14 protein-coding genes are annotated in these 16,110 nt (G+C 30.4%); 10 read left to right on the top strand and 4 right to left on the bottom strand.

Annotation, left to right across the window (positions count from 1 at the left end; translation table 11 throughout):
• The first annotated feature begins 34 nt into the window (after nt 1-34).
• The 4 genes from pdhA (at nt 35) to LACAL_RS08505 (ending at nt 4,478) form a co-directional block, all read left to right on the top strand.
• Nucleotides 35-1,036 (top strand): pyruvate dehydrogenase (acetyl-transferring) E1 component subunit alpha, encoded by a 1,002-nt coding sequence (gene pdhA / locus LACAL_RS08490; RefSeq protein ID WP_013870313.1) that lies wholly within the window; start codon nt 35-37, stop codon nt 1,034-1,036.
• A gap of 3 nt (nt 1,037-1,039) precedes the next feature.
• A complete protein-coding gene (locus LACAL_RS08495) occupies nt 1,040-2,704 on the top strand; it encodes a pyruvate dehydrogenase complex dihydrolipoamide acetyltransferase (RefSeq protein ID WP_013870314.1) in 1,665 nt (554 codons plus the stop codon).
• Between the two features lie 99 nt (nt 2,705-2,803).
• Complete coding sequence (locus LACAL_RS08500; protein ID WP_041301852.1) at nt 2,804-3,802, top strand: M20/M25/M40 family metallo-hydrolase; 999 nt, start codon at nt 2,804-2,806, stop codon at nt 3,800-3,802.
• Complete coding sequence (locus LACAL_RS08505; RefSeq protein ID WP_013870316.1) at nt 3,792-4,478, top strand: SDR family oxidoreductase; 687 nt, start codon at nt 3,792-3,794, stop codon at nt 4,476-4,478. Before LACAL_RS08500 ends, LACAL_RS08505 begins: the two co-directional genes overlap by 11 nt.
• Nucleotides 4,479-4,544: 66 nt before the next feature.
• Here LACAL_RS08505 and LACAL_RS08510 read toward each other — a convergent pair whose 3' ends face one another.
• The gene (locus LACAL_RS08510) at nt 4,545-4,967 is read right to left on the bottom strand and encodes a hypothetical protein (protein WP_013870317.1); all 423 of its coding nucleotides are present in this window, start codon (nt 4,965-4,967) and stop codon (nt 4,545-4,547) included.
• Between the two features lie 214 nt (nt 4,968-5,181).
• On the opposite strand from LACAL_RS08510, the gene LACAL_RS08515 reads away from it, so the two are divergent.
• Together LACAL_RS08515 and ctlX are read left to right on the top strand one after the other, a co-directional pair.
• Nucleotides 5,182-5,736, top strand: coding sequence for a thioredoxin family protein (locus tag LACAL_RS08515; protein ID WP_013870318.1), 555 nt, complete (start codon nt 5,182-5,184; stop codon nt 5,734-5,736).
• 86 nt (nt 5,737-5,822) lie between these two features.
• A complete protein-coding gene (gene ctlX, locus LACAL_RS08520; RefSeq protein ID WP_013870319.1) occupies nt 5,823-6,755 on the top strand; it encodes a citrulline utilization hydrolase CtlX in 933 nt (310 codons plus the stop codon).
• A 1-nt stretch (nt 6,756) separates the two neighbouring features.
• Here ctlX and LACAL_RS08525 read toward each other — a convergent pair whose 3' ends face one another.
• Entirely contained in the window at nt 6,757-8,823 is a 2,067-nt protein-coding gene (locus LACAL_RS08525; RefSeq protein WP_013870320.1) for an ATP-binding protein, read from the bottom strand.
• A 491-nt stretch (nt 8,824-9,314) separates the two neighbouring features.
• On the opposite strand from LACAL_RS08525, the gene argS reads away from it, so the two are divergent.
• The 4 genes from argS (at nt 9,315) to LACAL_RS08545 (ending at nt 14,596) form a co-directional block, all read left to right on the top strand.
• Nucleotides 9,315-11,102 (top strand): arginine--tRNA ligase, encoded by a 1,788-nt coding sequence (gene argS / locus LACAL_RS08530; RefSeq protein WP_013870321.1) that lies wholly within the window; start codon nt 9,315-9,317, stop codon nt 11,100-11,102.
• 147 nt (nt 11,103-11,249) lie between these two features.
• Nucleotides 11,250-11,843 (top strand): SprT-like domain-containing protein, encoded by a 594-nt coding sequence (locus LACAL_RS08535; protein ID WP_013870322.1) that lies wholly within the window; start codon nt 11,250-11,252, stop codon nt 11,841-11,843.
• A gap of 149 nt (nt 11,844-11,992) precedes the next feature.
• Nucleotides 11,993-13,078, top strand: a complete 1,086-nt coding sequence (locus LACAL_RS08540) for a mannose-1-phosphate guanylyltransferase (protein WP_013870323.1) — start codon at nt 11,993-11,995, stop codon at nt 13,076-13,078.
• Nucleotides 13,079-13,099: 21 nt separating this feature from the next.
• Entirely contained in the window at nt 13,100-14,596 is a 1,497-nt protein-coding gene (locus LACAL_RS08545; RefSeq protein ID WP_013870324.1) for a DUF389 domain-containing protein, read from the top strand.
• 2 nt (nt 14,597-14,598) lie between these two features.
• On the opposite strand, the gene LACAL_RS08550 is transcribed toward LACAL_RS08545, so the two are convergent.
• Nucleotides 14,599-15,357 (bottom strand): ABC transporter ATP-binding protein, encoded by a 759-nt coding sequence (locus LACAL_RS08550; protein ID WP_013870325.1) that lies wholly within the window; start codon nt 15,355-15,357, stop codon nt 14,599-14,601.
• A complete protein-coding gene (locus LACAL_RS08555) occupies nt 15,357-16,094 on the bottom strand; it encodes an ABC transporter permease (RefSeq protein WP_013870326.1) in 738 nt (245 codons plus the stop codon). The genes LACAL_RS08550 and LACAL_RS08555 overlap by 1 nt, the downstream gene beginning before the upstream one ends.
• Between the last annotated feature and the right edge of the window lie 16 nt (nt 16,095-16,110).

The raw sequence follows: 16,110 nt of genomic DNA on the forward strand, positions 1-16,110 counted from the left end.
AGGTTTATTATTTCTTTTAAAGAAACACCAAAATATGCAAAAAGTAACTAAAGAAGTGTACCTAAAATGGTACGAAGACATGTATTTCTGGAGAAAGTTTGAAGACAAACTTGCCGCAGTTTATATCCAACAAAAAGTAAGAGGATTTCTTCACTTGTATAATGGTCAAGAAGCAGTATTAGCAGGAGCTTTACATGCAATGGACTTAACAAAAGATAAAATGATTACCGCATATCGTAATCACGTACAACCAATTGGTATGGGTGTAGACCCAAAACGTGTTATGGCAGAATTATACGGTAAAGCCACAGGTACATCTAAAGGTTTAGGTGGCTCTATGCATATTTTCTCAAAAGAGCACCGTTTTTACGGAGGTCATGGTATTGTTGGTGGTCAAATTCCCTTAGGAGCTGGTATTGCATTTGGTGATAAATACCACGATAAAGACGCTGTAACTATTTGCTGTTTTGGTGATGGAGCTGCAAGACAAGGTTCTTTACATGAAACATTTAACTTAGCAATGTTATGGAATCTTCCTGTAGTTTTTGTTTGTGAAAACAATGGATATGCTATGGGAACTAGTGTTGAAAGAACAGCAAACCATACAGATATCTGGAAACTAGGTTTAGGGTACGAAATGCCATGCGGACCAGTAGATGGTATGAACCCAGTTAAAGTAGCCGAAGCTTTTGATGAAGCTATTTCTAGAGCACGTTCTGGTGGTGGACCAACTTTTCTTGAGTTAAAAACATATAGATATAGAGGACACTCAATGTCTGATGCGCAACACTATAGAACAAAAGACGAAGTAAACGAATACAAAAAAATAGATCCTATTACTCAGGTTAAAGAAGTTATTTTAGATAAAAAATACGCTACCGAAGATGAGTTAAAGGAAATAGATAAACGCGTTAAAAATTTAGTTTCAGAGTGTGAGAAATTTGCAGAAGAATCTCCATACCCAGAAAAAAATGTAATGTACGACGCCGTATACGAGCAAGAAGATTATCCTTTTATAGATCATAAAATAAAGTAAGCCATGGCAGAAATTATTAACATGCCGCGATTAAGCGACACGATGGAAGAAGGTACTGTAGCTTCTTGGTTAAAAAATGTAGGAGATAAAATTGAAGAAGGAGACATTTTAGCCGAAATTGAAACAGATAAAGCAACAATGGAGTTTGAGTCTTTTAACGAAGGTACTTTGCTTCATATTGGAATTCAAGAAGGAGAAACTGCAAAAGTAGATTCGCTTTTAGCTATAATTGGTGAAGAAGGTGAAGATATTTCAGGTTTGCTTAATGGCGATTCTCAAGATGATAAAACAAATGAGTCTTCTTCTGAAAAAACTGAAGATACCTCAAATAAAACGTCTAAAGAAGAAAGCCAAGATACTAACGAAGAAACAAATACAGAAACCCAAGATTTACCAGAAGGTGTAACCGTAGTAACAATGCCACGTTTAAGTGATACTATGGAAGAAGGAACTGTTGCAACGTGGCTAAAAAATGTTGGTGATGAAGTTGAAGAAGGAGATATTTTAGCCGAAATTGAAACAGATAAAGCTACAATGGAGTTTGAATCTTTCCAATCAGGTAATTTATTACATATAGGATTACAAGAAGGAGAATCAGCCAAAGTAGATGCTTTGTTAGCTATAATTGGTCCTGCAGGAACAGACGTATCGTCAATTGCTAAAAACTTTAAAGTTGGAGGTAGTGATAGTGCACCTAAAGAGAAAAAAGTAGAAGCACCAAAACAAACAAAAAAAGAAGATGCTCCTAAAGCTGCAGCTAAAACTGAAGCACCTAAAAAGGAGGTATCAACGTCAAACAATAATTCTAGTTCACAAAGAATTTTTGTATCTCCATTAGCTAAAAAGATGGCAGACGAAAAAGGCATACAACTTAACCAAGTAAAAGGTTCTGGTGAAAACGGAAGAATTGTAAAACGTGATATAGAAAACTTTACAACATCTGTAGCATCTTCTGCATCAGCAGCTAAGTTTGTGCCAACAGGACAAGAAGATTTTGATGAGAAATCTAACTCGCAAATGCGTAAAGTTATTGCTAAACGTTTAGGAGAATCTAAATTTACAGCACCGCATTACTATTTAAATGTGGAGTTTGATATGGAAAATGCCATTGCCTTTAGAGCACAGTATAATTCATTACCAGATGTAAAAATATCTTATAATGATATGATTATTAAAGCGTGTGCGCTAGCATTACGCCAACATCCACAAGTTAACTCACAATGGTTTAGTGATAAAATTAGAACAAATAATCACGTACACATTGGTGTTGCTGTTGCAGTAGACGAAGGTTTAGTAGTACCAGTTGTAAAATTTGCTAATGAGCAAAGTTTACCTCAAATTGGAGGAGAAGTTAGAGATTATGCAAAACGTGCAAGAGCAAAAAAATTAACTCCAGCCGAAATGGAAGGTAGCACATTTACTATTTCAAACTTAGGTATGTTTGGTATAGAAAGCTTTACATCTATTATAAATCAACCAAACTCAGCGATACTTTCAGTTGGAGCTATAGTTGCAAAGCCAGTAGTTAAAAACGGTCAAGTTGTAGCAGGTAATACAATGAAACTTACTCTAGCATGCGATCATAGAACAGTAGATGGAGCTACAGGAGCTCAGTTTTTGCAAACCCTAAAAGGTTTTGTAGAAAATCCAGTAACTATGTTAGTGTAAAAAAACCTTTTGCTAAAAGGAACTTTATATAATAATAAACCTGATTCAATAGATTTTGAATCAGGTTTTTTTATCTTTAAACTTCAAACAAAATATAATATGAAAACACTAACAATTTTAAGTGCTTTAACTTTATTAATAGGTTGTGGTACAGCACAAAATAACAACAAAAGTACTACTGTTAACAAGGGTGAAACCATTACTAAAGCAGAAGAAATAAAAAAAGATTTTGTAAACGCGTTAGAAATAAAAGAAGTTGTTTCTTTTTTAGCATCTGATGATTTACAAGGAAGAGATACAGGCACAGAAGGAATTAATGAAGCAGCAAACTATATAGAAACACAGTTTAAATCGTTTGGCGTAGAACCATATTTTGAAACTTATAGAGATAATTTTAAAGTAGAAAATATGGATGCTTATAATGTTGTAGGGTATCTAGAAGGTACAGATGCCAAACTAAAAAACGAGTTTATAATTATTGGAGCGCATTACGACCATATTGGTACAGCAAAAGATGTAAATGGTGATACTATTGCAAATGGAGCAAACGATAACGCAGCAGGTACAAGTGGTGTGTTGTTTCTAGCAAAATATTTTGCAAAAGAAAAAACAAACAAAAGAAGTATAATTTTTACAACATTCACAGCAGAAGAAAAAGGGTTGCTAGGTTCTAAACACTTAGCCGAAAGACTAAAAGAAAAAAATATTAATTTATATACAATGATTAATATTGAAATGATTGGTGTACCATTTAAAGACAGAGACTATCAAGCATTTATTACAGGACACGAACTGTCTAACTTAGGAGAGAAAATGAATAGTTATGCAGGCGAGAAACTTATAGGAGCATCAAGTGTTTCTAAAAAATATGGATTGTTTAAAAGATCAGACAATTATGCTTTTTACCAAGCTTTTAAAGTGCCAAGCCACACTGTATCGTCTTGCGATTTAACTAATTTTGATTTTTACCATCACGTTGATGATGAGGTAGATAAATTAGATTATAATTTTATGGCTAGTTTAATAAACAAATTAGCACCTGTAATTCAAGAAATGGCTAATACACCATCACAAGAAATAAAAATGAATGAAAACTAAAAATATAATAATAACAGGAACAAGTAGAGGTATAGGTTTTGAACTTGTTCACCTTTTTGCAAATCAAGGTCACAATGTTTTAGCTCTATCTCGAAACGAGCAAAAAGTGAGTAATTTAAACTTTGATAATATAGAATCTTTTTCTTTTGATTTAGGTAAAACCGAAGACTATAAACAGGTTGAAGAATTTATTAAAACCGAATGGAAACAGGTTGATGTTTTAATTAATAACGCAGGTACTTTATTAAACAAACCATTTGCCGAAACAACAATGGAAGACTTTGAGTATGTTTATAGAACAAATGTATTTGGGGTAGCAGAAATGACACGTACAGTAATTCCTTACATGAAAAAAGAAAGCCATGTAGTTACAATAAGTTCTATGGGTGGCGTTCAAGGCAGTGTTAAGTTTCCAGGATTAGCAGCTTATAGTTCAAGTAAAGGTGCAGTAGTAACACTTACAGAGTTGTTAGCTGAAGAATACAAAGAAACAGGACCAAGTTTTAATGCTTTAGCTTTAGGCGCAGTACAAACCGAAATGCTAGAAGAAGCATTTCCTGGTTATCAAGCACCAACTACAGCATTAGAAATGGCTAATTATATTCTAGATTTTTCATTAAATGGAAACAAATATTATAACGGCAAACTATTACAGGTGTCTAATTCTACACCATAAAATATAATTTAAGTTATAAAAAAGCCTGAAAAATATTAATGTTTTTCAGGCTTTTTTAGTAATATCTTATATCTGCTCTAAAGCAACATAGGCTTCGGCACTAGAAAATACTTCAGTTGGGAATACATTATATTCTAATATTTCAACAACTTTTATAAGCTGTTCAAAATCTTTCTTTTTGTAAATGCTTTTTAAGTTGTCATCGGCTTTAAAAAACATTTCAGATTTGTTGTTTTCTGTATCCATTCCGTAGAAAAACAAAATTTCGTTAGTCTTTGGGTTGAAAAAATGATAATCTTCAACAATACTCGAATCTTTTAAATAGTAAATTTTTAAATTTATTTTTTCGGCATTTATATCTTGCTGTAAATTTAATTCTTCAGGCTGTAGTTTGTAACGCGTAACTTGTAATTGGCTATCATTACTAAAGTTTTGAGAGAATGAGACATACGAGAATACAGAAAAAAGGAGTACAAGGGAATACTTCATTTTAAGGGAAAATATTAAGGGTTGCTATTAATCCTTGTCAATAACGTAATAATTTTCTTGTTTTTCAAATTATTTGATAGAAATTATGCTAAAACACCTATAATTTATAGGTTGATTATTGAGGTTTAACATTTTATGAAAAAATTAGTAAGTAAATATTTAATTGCCGTAGCTTTTTATCTAATTTTATTTTTTTTATAAAACACTTTATATAATGGCATTAACAGAATCTAATAGTTTTAAAAACGGAACATTGGCACCAAATTTTACTTTACCAGATGTAGTTTCAGGAAAAACCTTAGAATTACAAGACTTAAAAGGTGATTTAGCTACCGTTATTATGTTTATATGTAATCATTGTCCTTTTGTATTGCACGTGAACCAAAAAATTGTAAACCTTGCTAATACATATAAAAATAAAGGTGTAAATTTTATTGCAATTAGTAGTAACGATGTAGATAATTATCCACAAGATAGTCCAGAATTAATGAAGCAGGTTGCTTTAGATTTAGATTATCCATTTCCTTATTTGTATGACGAAAGTCAGGAAACAGCAAAAAGCTATGACGCTGCTTGCACTCCAGATTTTTATGTTTTTGATGCAGCTTTAAAAACAACCTATCATGGGCAATTAGATAATTCTAGACCTGGAAATAATATACCACTAACGGGAGAAGATTTAAAAGCTGCAATAGAAGCTATATTAAACAATAAAGCACCTTTAGAAAACCAAAAACCTAGTATAGGCTGCAATATAAAATGGAAGTAATTACTATTTTTAGTTTTTGTATTTAATTAAAATGAAATATTAATAATTGAACATAAATTTCAATTACTTTTGTGAAAAAATTGAATATGAAACAAACAACAAATACCATTTTAATGATTCGTCCAGTTCAGTTTAGAATGAACGAACAAACAGCAGTAAATAACTATTTCCAAGAAGATTTAGAGCTTAAAAATGCCGAAATAAATACAAAAGCTCAAGAAGAGTTTGATGCTTTTGTTGAAAAATTGAGAGCTGTTGGTATAAATGTTATTGTTGAAGATGATGATAAGTTACTAGATACTCCAGACTCTATATTCCCAAACAACTGGGTAAGTTTTCATGAAAATGGTAACGTAGGTTTATACCCAATGTTTGCAGAAAACAGAAGAAGAGAACGTCGTGAAGAAGTTTTTACTCGTCTTGAAAAAGAAGGTTTTAAAATAAATAATATAATAGATTATACTGAAGCTGAAGAAGAACATGTTTTTTTAGAAGGAACAGGAAGTTTATTATTAGATCGCGTAAATAGTAAAGCATACTGTGCATTATCACCAAGAGCAGACGAAACTTTATTTATAGAGTTTTGTGAAGATTTTGAGTATACACCAATTGTTTTTACTGCAAACCAAACAGTAGATGGTAAACGTATGCCAATATATCATACTAATGTGATGATGTGTCTTGCAGAAACTTTTGCTGTTATTTGTTTAGATTCTATAGACGACAAAAAAGAACGTAAAAACGTTATAAAAAATCTTCAGGATGATGGAAAAGAAGTTATAAGAATTACTGAAGCGCAAATGCATAATTTTGCAGGAAACATGTTACAAGTTAGAGGTAAAGATAATAAGCTTTATTTAGTAATGAGTCAAGCAGCACATGATGCTTTATCTCCGGCACAAGTGAAATTAATAGAAAATCATTGTGAAATACTTTCAAGCTCTCTAGAAACTATTGAAACTTGTGGAGGTGGAAGCGCTCGCTGTATGATGGCTGAGGTATTTCTACCGAAGGTGTAGTTCAAGTGTTTACTGGATTTTGAACTCTAGTTTTAGGAAGCTCCACAAAAAAGGTGCTTCCTTTATTTATTTCACTATCAACCCAAATTCGGCCTTCGTTTAACTCTATTAATTCTTTACAAATAGTTAAGCCTAAACCAGTTCCTTTTTCATTGCTAGTGCCAATAGTAGAGAAAGTGCTACTGTTAAAAAGTTTGTTTTGGTTTTCTATAGATATACCAATACCAGTGTCTGAAACACTAATAATAGCATTTCCATTACTTATAGTATTAGATATTTTAATTGTGTCTCCTGTTCTACAAAACTTAACGGCATTAGCTAGTAAATTTTGTATAACAATTTCTATCATGCTTCTGTCTGCATAAACAAAATCTCTTAGTGTATTGTCTATTAGTAAAATGCCTTTAATTTGCATTTTTTGTTCTACAAGTTTTATTTTATCTAAAAATACTTCCTGTACATCAAATAATGATGGTTTTGGCTCTAAAGACTGCATTTGCGATTTAGACCAGTTAAGTAAATTAAAAAGTAATAGTGATGCATTATTAGCGTTCTCACTTAATTCTGGTAATAAATTATGAAACTCTTCTTGAGATAATTGGCCTTCCTTTAATAAATCAATAAAACCTTTTGTAGAAGTTAAAGAATCTTTTAAATCATGAGAAACAATAGAAAATAATTTGTCTTTAACCTTATTAATACTTTCTAGATGTTTACTCTGCTCAAGTATGGCTTCGTTTTGTAATTCTATTTTTTTGTTTTTAGCTTCTAAATCTCTTGTGTATTTAACACGACCTTTACGTTTCATGTAAAAAAGTACAAAGAAAACCAATACTACTGCAAATGCTGCTAATAAAGCATAGAATACTAGTTTAAGTCTGTCTAAGCTTTTTTTGTTAACCATACCTTCTGTGGGTTGATTAACTATAATAGAGTTATTATTAGCGGTTAAAACTTCTTCTATAATTTCAGGTTCTTCAACAACAGGCTTAAATTGTATTTTCTCGGCATCAAGGCTATTTTTAATTTTAAAATACTCTCTTTGCCAAGCAAAAGCACTTTCAAAATCACCTTTAGTAGAATCAAGAGATTTCATTAACCTGTAATTTTGCAGTAAAGCGACTTTGTTATTTGATGATCGTCCAATTTTTCCTGCCTCTAATAATTGGTTTTCGGCAGTTCTAAAGTTTTTCTTTAAATAATTTAATTCTCCTAAATTGTTTAAAGACATTAATATGCCATTAGTCTTATTTAAGCTTCTATTAAGTTTTATGGCTTCAGCTAAATTATCTGCAGCTATTTTATAATTTTCATTTTTTATATAAGCGCCACCTAATTCTGGAAGAATTTCTGCTTTAAGTTCTAAATTATTTCCATTAGCATAATTAAGCGCATTTTCAAAATATCTAATAGCTTTATTGTAGTCTTCTTTTTTTAAATAAAGTTGAGCCAGATTTTTGTTAGAAATAATTAAGCCATTTTTATCGTTTGTAAGTTCTTCGATTTCTAAACTTTTTAAATTGTAGTCTATAGCTTTTTCAATAGATCCGTTATTTTGGTATGCTTTAGCTAAGCTTTTATAAGTACTAGAAAGTTCGCTGTTTAATTGTTTTTGTTCTAAAATTTTAATTCCAGAAAGCGCATATTTTAAACCAGTATTGTAATGACCACGTTCTATTTCTATAACGCCTAATTGGCTATTAACTTTGGCTATAGAAATAGTGTCTTGTAATGTAGTGAATAGAGATTTTGCTCTTTTGTATTGGTTTAAAGCGTTTATATAATCGTCTTTTTTATTATAAATTAAAGCTTTATAATAAATAACATTAGCAACACCTTTTTGGTAATTTAATGCTTCAGATATTTCTTCGGTTTTTCTAACAAATTTTAAAGCACGATCATAATCTTGCGTGTCGTATAAAATTTTAATAATTTTTAAAGACGTATTAACTTTTGTAGTATCATTCTCTTGAAAGGTTAAATCCAGCATAAGACTTTCTAGCTCATCACTTTGTGAGTGACCAGAACAAAAAATAATTAAGCAAAAAAGAACAATCAATCTTTGCATACTAGTTATAACTTATGTTAAAACTAGAGTTCTCGAAAGCATGTAATTTTTTAATTACAAGGGATTCAAACATTATTAGTTTTGAGTTAAAAAAAATAGTTAATTAGCGTAGCAACAAAAATTCAAAAAAGACCTTAAATAAACTAATTTATAGGATTTAAAGTCAATAAATTAGTTGAATTGAGAAGCCCATATTACACAAGTGCAATATACCGATAAAGTTGATTTGCTGTAGGAAATCACTCGGTTTTTCGTTAAAATGCACTTGTGAAGGATAATTACAGGTAATTTTCTGTTAATTAATTAGTTGTGAGTTGTTTTATATCAAGTTCAAAAAAGAAAATAAATAATTATTAATACTGCATTTTTTAATTTAAATATTAAAATTTTGTTTAATAGATAAAATAATATTGGTCTGTTTTCCTTTGTTTTAAATGTTAACATTTAACAAGATAAATACTATCTTTGTCCGTCTAAAAAAACAACTATAAATGAATTTGCAAGACACTTTATCACATCATGTAAAACAAGCGCTAAAAACTACTTACCAAGCGAATTTAGAAACAGTAGAATTTCAAGCCACTAGAAAAGAGTTTGCAGGAGATATTACTGTAGTCGTATTTCCAATGCTACGTGTTGTAAAAGGAAACCCAGTACAAATAGGAGAAACAATTGGTCAATACCTGATAGAAAATGTAGAGGTTGTAAAAGCATTTAATGTAGTAAAAGGTTTTTTAAATATAGAAATAGAAGATGCATATTATATTTCTTTTTTTAATGAGATAAAAGCTGATAATAAATTTGGTTATAAAACGCCAGATAGTACTAGTGCTGTAATGGTCGAATACTCTTCACCAAATACAAATAAACCTTTACACTTAGGTCACGTGCGTAATGTATTGTTGGGTTATAGTGTTTCAGAAATTATAAAGGCATCAGGAAAAAAAGTATATAAAACCCAAATTATTAACGACCGAGGAATACATATTTGTAAAAGTATGTTAGCATGGAAACGTTTTGGTAATAATGAAACTCCAGAATCTACAGGATTAAAAGGAGATAAACTTGTAGGTAACTATTACGTAAAGTTTGATCAAGAGTACAAAAAAGAAATTGAAACTTTAAAAGCTGAAGGTAAAACCGAAGAAGAAGCTAAAAAGAAAGCACCAATTTTAATTGAAGCACAACAAATGCTACAACAATGGGAAGCTGGAGAACCAGAAGTTGTTGCTCTTTGGGAAAAAATGAACCAATGGGTTTATAAAGGTTTTAATGCTACCTATGAAAATATTGGAGTTAATTTTGATAAATTATATTACGAAAGTCAAACCTATTTGTTAGGAAAAGAATTTATAGCTGAAGGTTTAAAAACAGGTGTGTTTTTTAAAAAAGAAGATGGTTCTGTTTGGTGTGATTTAACTAGCGATGGTTTAGATGAAAAAATTGTACTAAGAAGTGATGGAACAGCAGTTTACATGACTCAAGATATTGGTACCGCTATACAACGTGTAAAAGATTTTCCAGATATTGATGGTATGGTTTATACCGTTGGTAATGAACAAGATTATCACTTTCAGGTTTTATTTTTAATATTAAAAAAATTAGGTTTCGATTGGGCTAAAAATCTATTTCATTTAAGTTATGGTATGGTAGATTTACCTAGCGGAAAAATGAAAAGTAGAGAAGGAACAGTGGTTGATGCAGATGATTTAATAACAGACATGGCAGAAACAGCACAAACAATCTCTGAAGAATTAGGCAAACTTGATAGCTATAACGAAGAAGAAAAAAATACACTATATAAAACCATAGGTTTAGGCGCACTTAAATATTATATATTAAAGGTGGATCCCAAAAAGCGTATTCTTTTTGATCCAAAGGAGTCAATAGATTTTCAAGGCAATACAGGTCCATTTATTCAGTATACTTACGCTAGAATACAATCTATTTTACGTAAAGCCAAAGCTAATGGGACAGTGTCTTTAAATGCAATTGAAAGTAGTTTTAAATTACATGAAAAAGAAAAAACCTTAATAAAACAACTTCAGGTCTTTCCAGAAGTTATTCAAAATGCAGCCGAAAATCATAGTCCAGCATTAGTAGCTAATTATACTTACGAGTTGGTGAAAGATTTTAATTCATTCTATCAAAATGTTTCTATTCTTGGAGCAGATAACCAAACAGATAAGAATTTTAGAATCCAGCTTTCTCAAGCAGTATCCAATACTATAAAAAATGCATTTATCTTATTAGGGATTACAGTACCAGAACGAATGTAATAACATTATTTAATACAGTAATACTAAAAAAATCCCAAAACTAAAGGTTTTGGGATTTTTTTTAGTATTACAAAAGCACATAGATATTAGTAAATAACATGTAGTAATTATTAATAAAAATAAAAGACATTTATTATTTTAGCCTTAATGCAAAGCACATTTCAAAAATATATTCCAGTTCAAGCAGTACCAAAAGTAATAGAGCTTTTAAAACATGATAGTTTAGTTGTTTTAGTAAAAAAGGAACGTAAAACAAGACATGGAGATTATAGAATGTTGCCTAATGGTAAGCACCAAATTACAATAAATAACACGCTAAATAAATACCGTTTTTTAATTACGCTTATACATGAAATAGCACATTTTGAAGCTTATAATAATTATGGGAAATTAATAAAACCTCACGGTAAAGAATGGAAATATACATTTCAGCATTTAATGCTGCCATTTATAAATCCAGAAATGTTTCCTAAAGAAATTCTACCACTTTTAGCAAAACACTTTAAAAACCCAAAGGCAAGTAGTGATACAGATGTTGATCTTGCGAGAGCACTAAAACAATTTGATGCACCTAATGATAAAAACTATATTTTTGAAATACCAATTGGGACCATTTTTAAATTTAGAAACAATAGAATATTTAAAAAAGGAAACAAAAGAGTTAAACGCTACGAGTGTATAGAGGTTTCTACAGGAAAAATGTATTTGTTTAATGCCAATGCAGAAATAGAAAAAATATAATCTACAACATCAAAATAGCGTAAATAGAAAAAGATATTTTATATATTTAAGAACAAATTAGGTGAATATTGTATATGTAGCCTAAAATTGTATTCTAAAAAATGTTATTAAATTAAAAAACTACCTGTATTAGCAGGGTCACAAAACAGATGAAAAAAAACAAAAATTATTACGCAATTTTAATGGCTGGTGGCGTTGGTTCTCGTTTTTGGCCAGTAAGTACTCAAGATTTTCCTAAGCAGTTTCATGATATGCTTGGTACAGGAGAAACATTAATTCAAAAAACATTTAACCGTTTAACAAGTTTAATTCCAGAAGAAAATATTTTTATTTTAACAAACGAGCGTTATAACGATTTAGTTTTAGAGCAACTACCAAGTGTATCAAAAAGACAAGTTGTTTTAGAACCAGCAATGCGTAATACTGCACCTTGTATTTTATACGCTGCAATGAAAATTGAAAAAGAAAACCCAGACGCCGTAATGATTGTGGCACCAAGTGACCATTGGATAGAAGATGAAGACGCTTTTACAAATAATGTAGAACAAGCTTTTAATTATTGTGAAAACAACGATGCTTTAATGACATTAGGTATAAAACCTACATTTCCAAACACAGGATATGGTTATATAGAATATAATAAAGATGCTACAACACCAATTAAAAACGTAAATCAATTTAGAGAAAAGCCAGATTACGAAACAGCAAAAAGTTTTATAGCACAAGGAAATTTTTTATGGAATGCAGGAATTTTTATGTGGAGTGCTAAAAGTGTTATAACCGCATTTAAAAATAATCAGCCAGGATTGTTTGAGCTTTTTAAAAGTGGAATAAATGTTTATAATACAGATCTTGAAGACGAATTTATACGTGATAACTATGGTAAAGCCGAAAACATATCTGTAGACTATGCCATAATGGAAAAATCTAAAAATGTATTTGTATTACCAGCAACTTTCGATTGGAATGATCTTGGTACTTGGGGAAGTTTGTATGATAAATTAGATAAAGACCAAAACAAAAATGCTATTGTAAATGCCAGAACTCTAGTAGAAGACGCTTCTGGAAATATGATTAGAACAAAAACAGATAAAATTGTAGTTGTTGATGGCTTACAAGATTATATAATAGTTGATAAAGATGAAGTTTTACTTATATTTCCAAAAACAAAAGAACAAGATATTAAAGTAGTGCTAAAGCAAGTAAAAGAAAAATTTGGTGAGCACTACGGGTAATACGATTTACTATAAAATTATATGAGCGAAGAAAATAAGTTCAATTTCTCTGAAGATACACAGAAAAATGAGTCTGAAATAAAAGATGAAGCAGTAAAGCAGTCTAAAGAAACTGTAAAAAAAGATGCTTTAAACTTTTATGAAAGTATAAAAAAATTCTTTAAAGAATTATTAGACTTTAGGCATGATACAGACCGCGATGCAACAATAGAAGCTATCAAGGCAGATATTCCTTTTAAAGGCGCAACAGCCTGGATTTTAGTTTGCTCTATATTTGTAGCCTCTATAGGTTTAAATGCAGATTCTCCAGCAGTAGTAATTGGAGCCATGTTAATTTCACCATTAATGGGACCAATTTTAGGTATAGGATTAGCAATTGCAATAAACGATATAGATACATTAAAACGCTCATTAATAAACTTGGCAACCATGATTGGTTTAAGTTTACTAGCAGCATTTTTATTCTTTTATTTCTTTCCTTTAAGTGAAGATACATCAGAACTTTTGGGTCGTGTACGACCAGATATTAGAGATGTTTTAATTGCATTTTTTGGTGGTTCGGCATTAATAATAGCTAGAACTAAAAGAGGTACAATAGCTTCAGTAATATTTGGTGTTGCTATAGCAACAGCATTAATGCCACCATTATGTACAGCAGGTTATGGTTTAGCAAAAGGGAACTGGTTGTATTTTAGAGGAGCAATGTATTTATTTACAATTAATACCATTTTTATTGCTCTTGCAACATTTTTAGTTTTAAAAATATTACGTTTTCCAATGCTTAAATATGCAAATTCTGCAAAAAGAAAACGTATTGCTAGGTTTGCCTCTTTAATAGCCATTATAGTAATGATTCCTGCATCTATGACATTTTATGATGTGTTGCAAGAAAGCAGATTTGAAAGAGATTTTAACAACTTTGTTGCAAATGAAATTAGAGCAAATGAGAGTTTATGGTTAAATAGAGATCCTGTTTTAGATAGAGAAAATAAAAGAATTAACGTATATTTTTATGGAGAAATATCTGAGGCTACTATTACAGACTTAGAAAATGAATTAAAAAAAGGTGATGACTACGGAAATATTAAAGATTTTGATTTAATAATTAATGCAAATAAAACAAGAAGTGTTGATCGCTTATCAGAATCTTTAGATCGTGCTTATAAAGATTTAGATAGAAGTGATAATGTGATTTCGGGACTTCAAAAAGAAATTGAAGAACTTCAGGCAAATATTAATAAATTAAATTTAGAGTTAGAAAGTAGTAATGGTAAGTCTCAATTTTCGTTTACCACAATTGCTAAAGACGCTAAAATATTATTTAAAGACTTAGAGTATTTTAGTTTTGCTAAAATGTTAGAATCTAAAGATTTTATTAGAATAGATACTGTATCTGTAGCTAGAGTAACTTGGAGTAAAAGTTTAAACGACAGTTTAAGAACTGTAAAAGAAAAAGAGCTTAGTCAATGGCTTAAAAAGGAAGTAAAGTCTGATACTATTTTTATAAGCCGAAACTAAACTTAACTATTTAAAGATTCTCTAACTTTTTTAAATAAGTTTGAAGAGTAAACAAAATCGGTAACAATTTCGTTATCGGTTTTAAATATATTATGCTTAGTACCTTCCCATTCTTTTAATCCGTTTCTTAGAAATATAATTTTTTCACCAATTTCCATTACAGAGTTCATGTCGTGAGTATTTATAACAGTTGTTATATTATATTCTTCGGTAATTTCTTTTATTAAATTATCTATTACAATTGCAGTTTTTGGGTCTAAACCAGAGTTAGGTTCATCACAAAATAAATACTTTGGTTTATTAACAATAGCTCTTGCAATAGCAACACGCTTTTGCATACCACCAGAAGCTTCACTAGGCATTTTGTTATGTGCATCTTCTAGATTTACTCTTTTTAAAACAAAATCAGCACGTTCTTTCATTTCGGCTTTTTTCATTTTTGTAAACATACGAAGCGGAAACATTACATTTTCTTCAATAGTCATAGAGTCAAACAAAGCACTACCTTGAAAAACCATTCCTATTTGGGCGCGCATATCTCTTTTTTTGTCTTCGGTTAAATTAGAAAATATTTCACCGTTATATTCTATGCTACCTTTTTCATAATTAAAAAGACCTAAAAGGCATTTTAAAAAAACAGTTTTACCAGAACCACTAGTTCCAATAATTAAGTTAGTTTTGCCTTCTTCAAACGTTGCGCTAATACCTTTTAAAATATGTGCGTCTCCAAAAGATTTCTCTAAGTTTTTAACTTCAATCATTAGCTTAGTAGCATTTGGGTTAGTAAATAATTTAATAATATAATAGCAACACTTGTCCAAACAAACGATGTGGTACTGGCTTCACCAACCTCTAGAGCTCCACCTTTCATAAAATAACCATGATAAGATGGAATAGTCGCTAAAATAAAAGCAAAAATTATAGTTTTTATAAAGGCATAAGCAACATGAAAAGGTATTAAATCTATTTGTACACCAGTAATAAAGTCTTCTACAGAAGAGTAGCCGCCTAAAACACAGGCTGTAAGTCCGCCAAATATGCCTAAAAACATAGCTATAGATATTACAAAAGGATACAGCATCATCGCCACAAATTTAGGAAACACTAAATAGTTTATAGAGTTAATTCCCATAACTTCAAGAGCATCAATTTGTTCGGTAACACGCATAGTTCCAATACTAGAAGTTATAAACGAACCAACTTTACCAGCCATAATTATTGAAATAAAAGTAGGTGCAAATTCTAAAATTATAGATTGCCTTGTAGCAAAGCCAACAAGGTATTTAGGAATTAAAGGATTGTCTATATTTAGTGCTGTTTGAATGGTGATAACGCCACCAACAAAAAAAGCAATAAAAGCTACAATGCCTAAAGACCCTATTATTAAATCGTCTATATCTTTTAATATAAGTTGTTTCATTACCGACCATTTGGTAGGCTTTCTAAACATCTCTACAATCATTAAAAAATAAGAGCCAATATTGTGTAGGTACTGCATATCTAAATTTATAATG

The sequence above is a fragment of the Lacinutrix sp. 5H-3-7-4 genome (assembly GCF_000211855.2).
In the GTDB taxonomy this organism is placed as follows: domain Bacteria; phylum Bacteroidota; class Bacteroidia; order Flavobacteriales; family Flavobacteriaceae; genus Lacinutrix.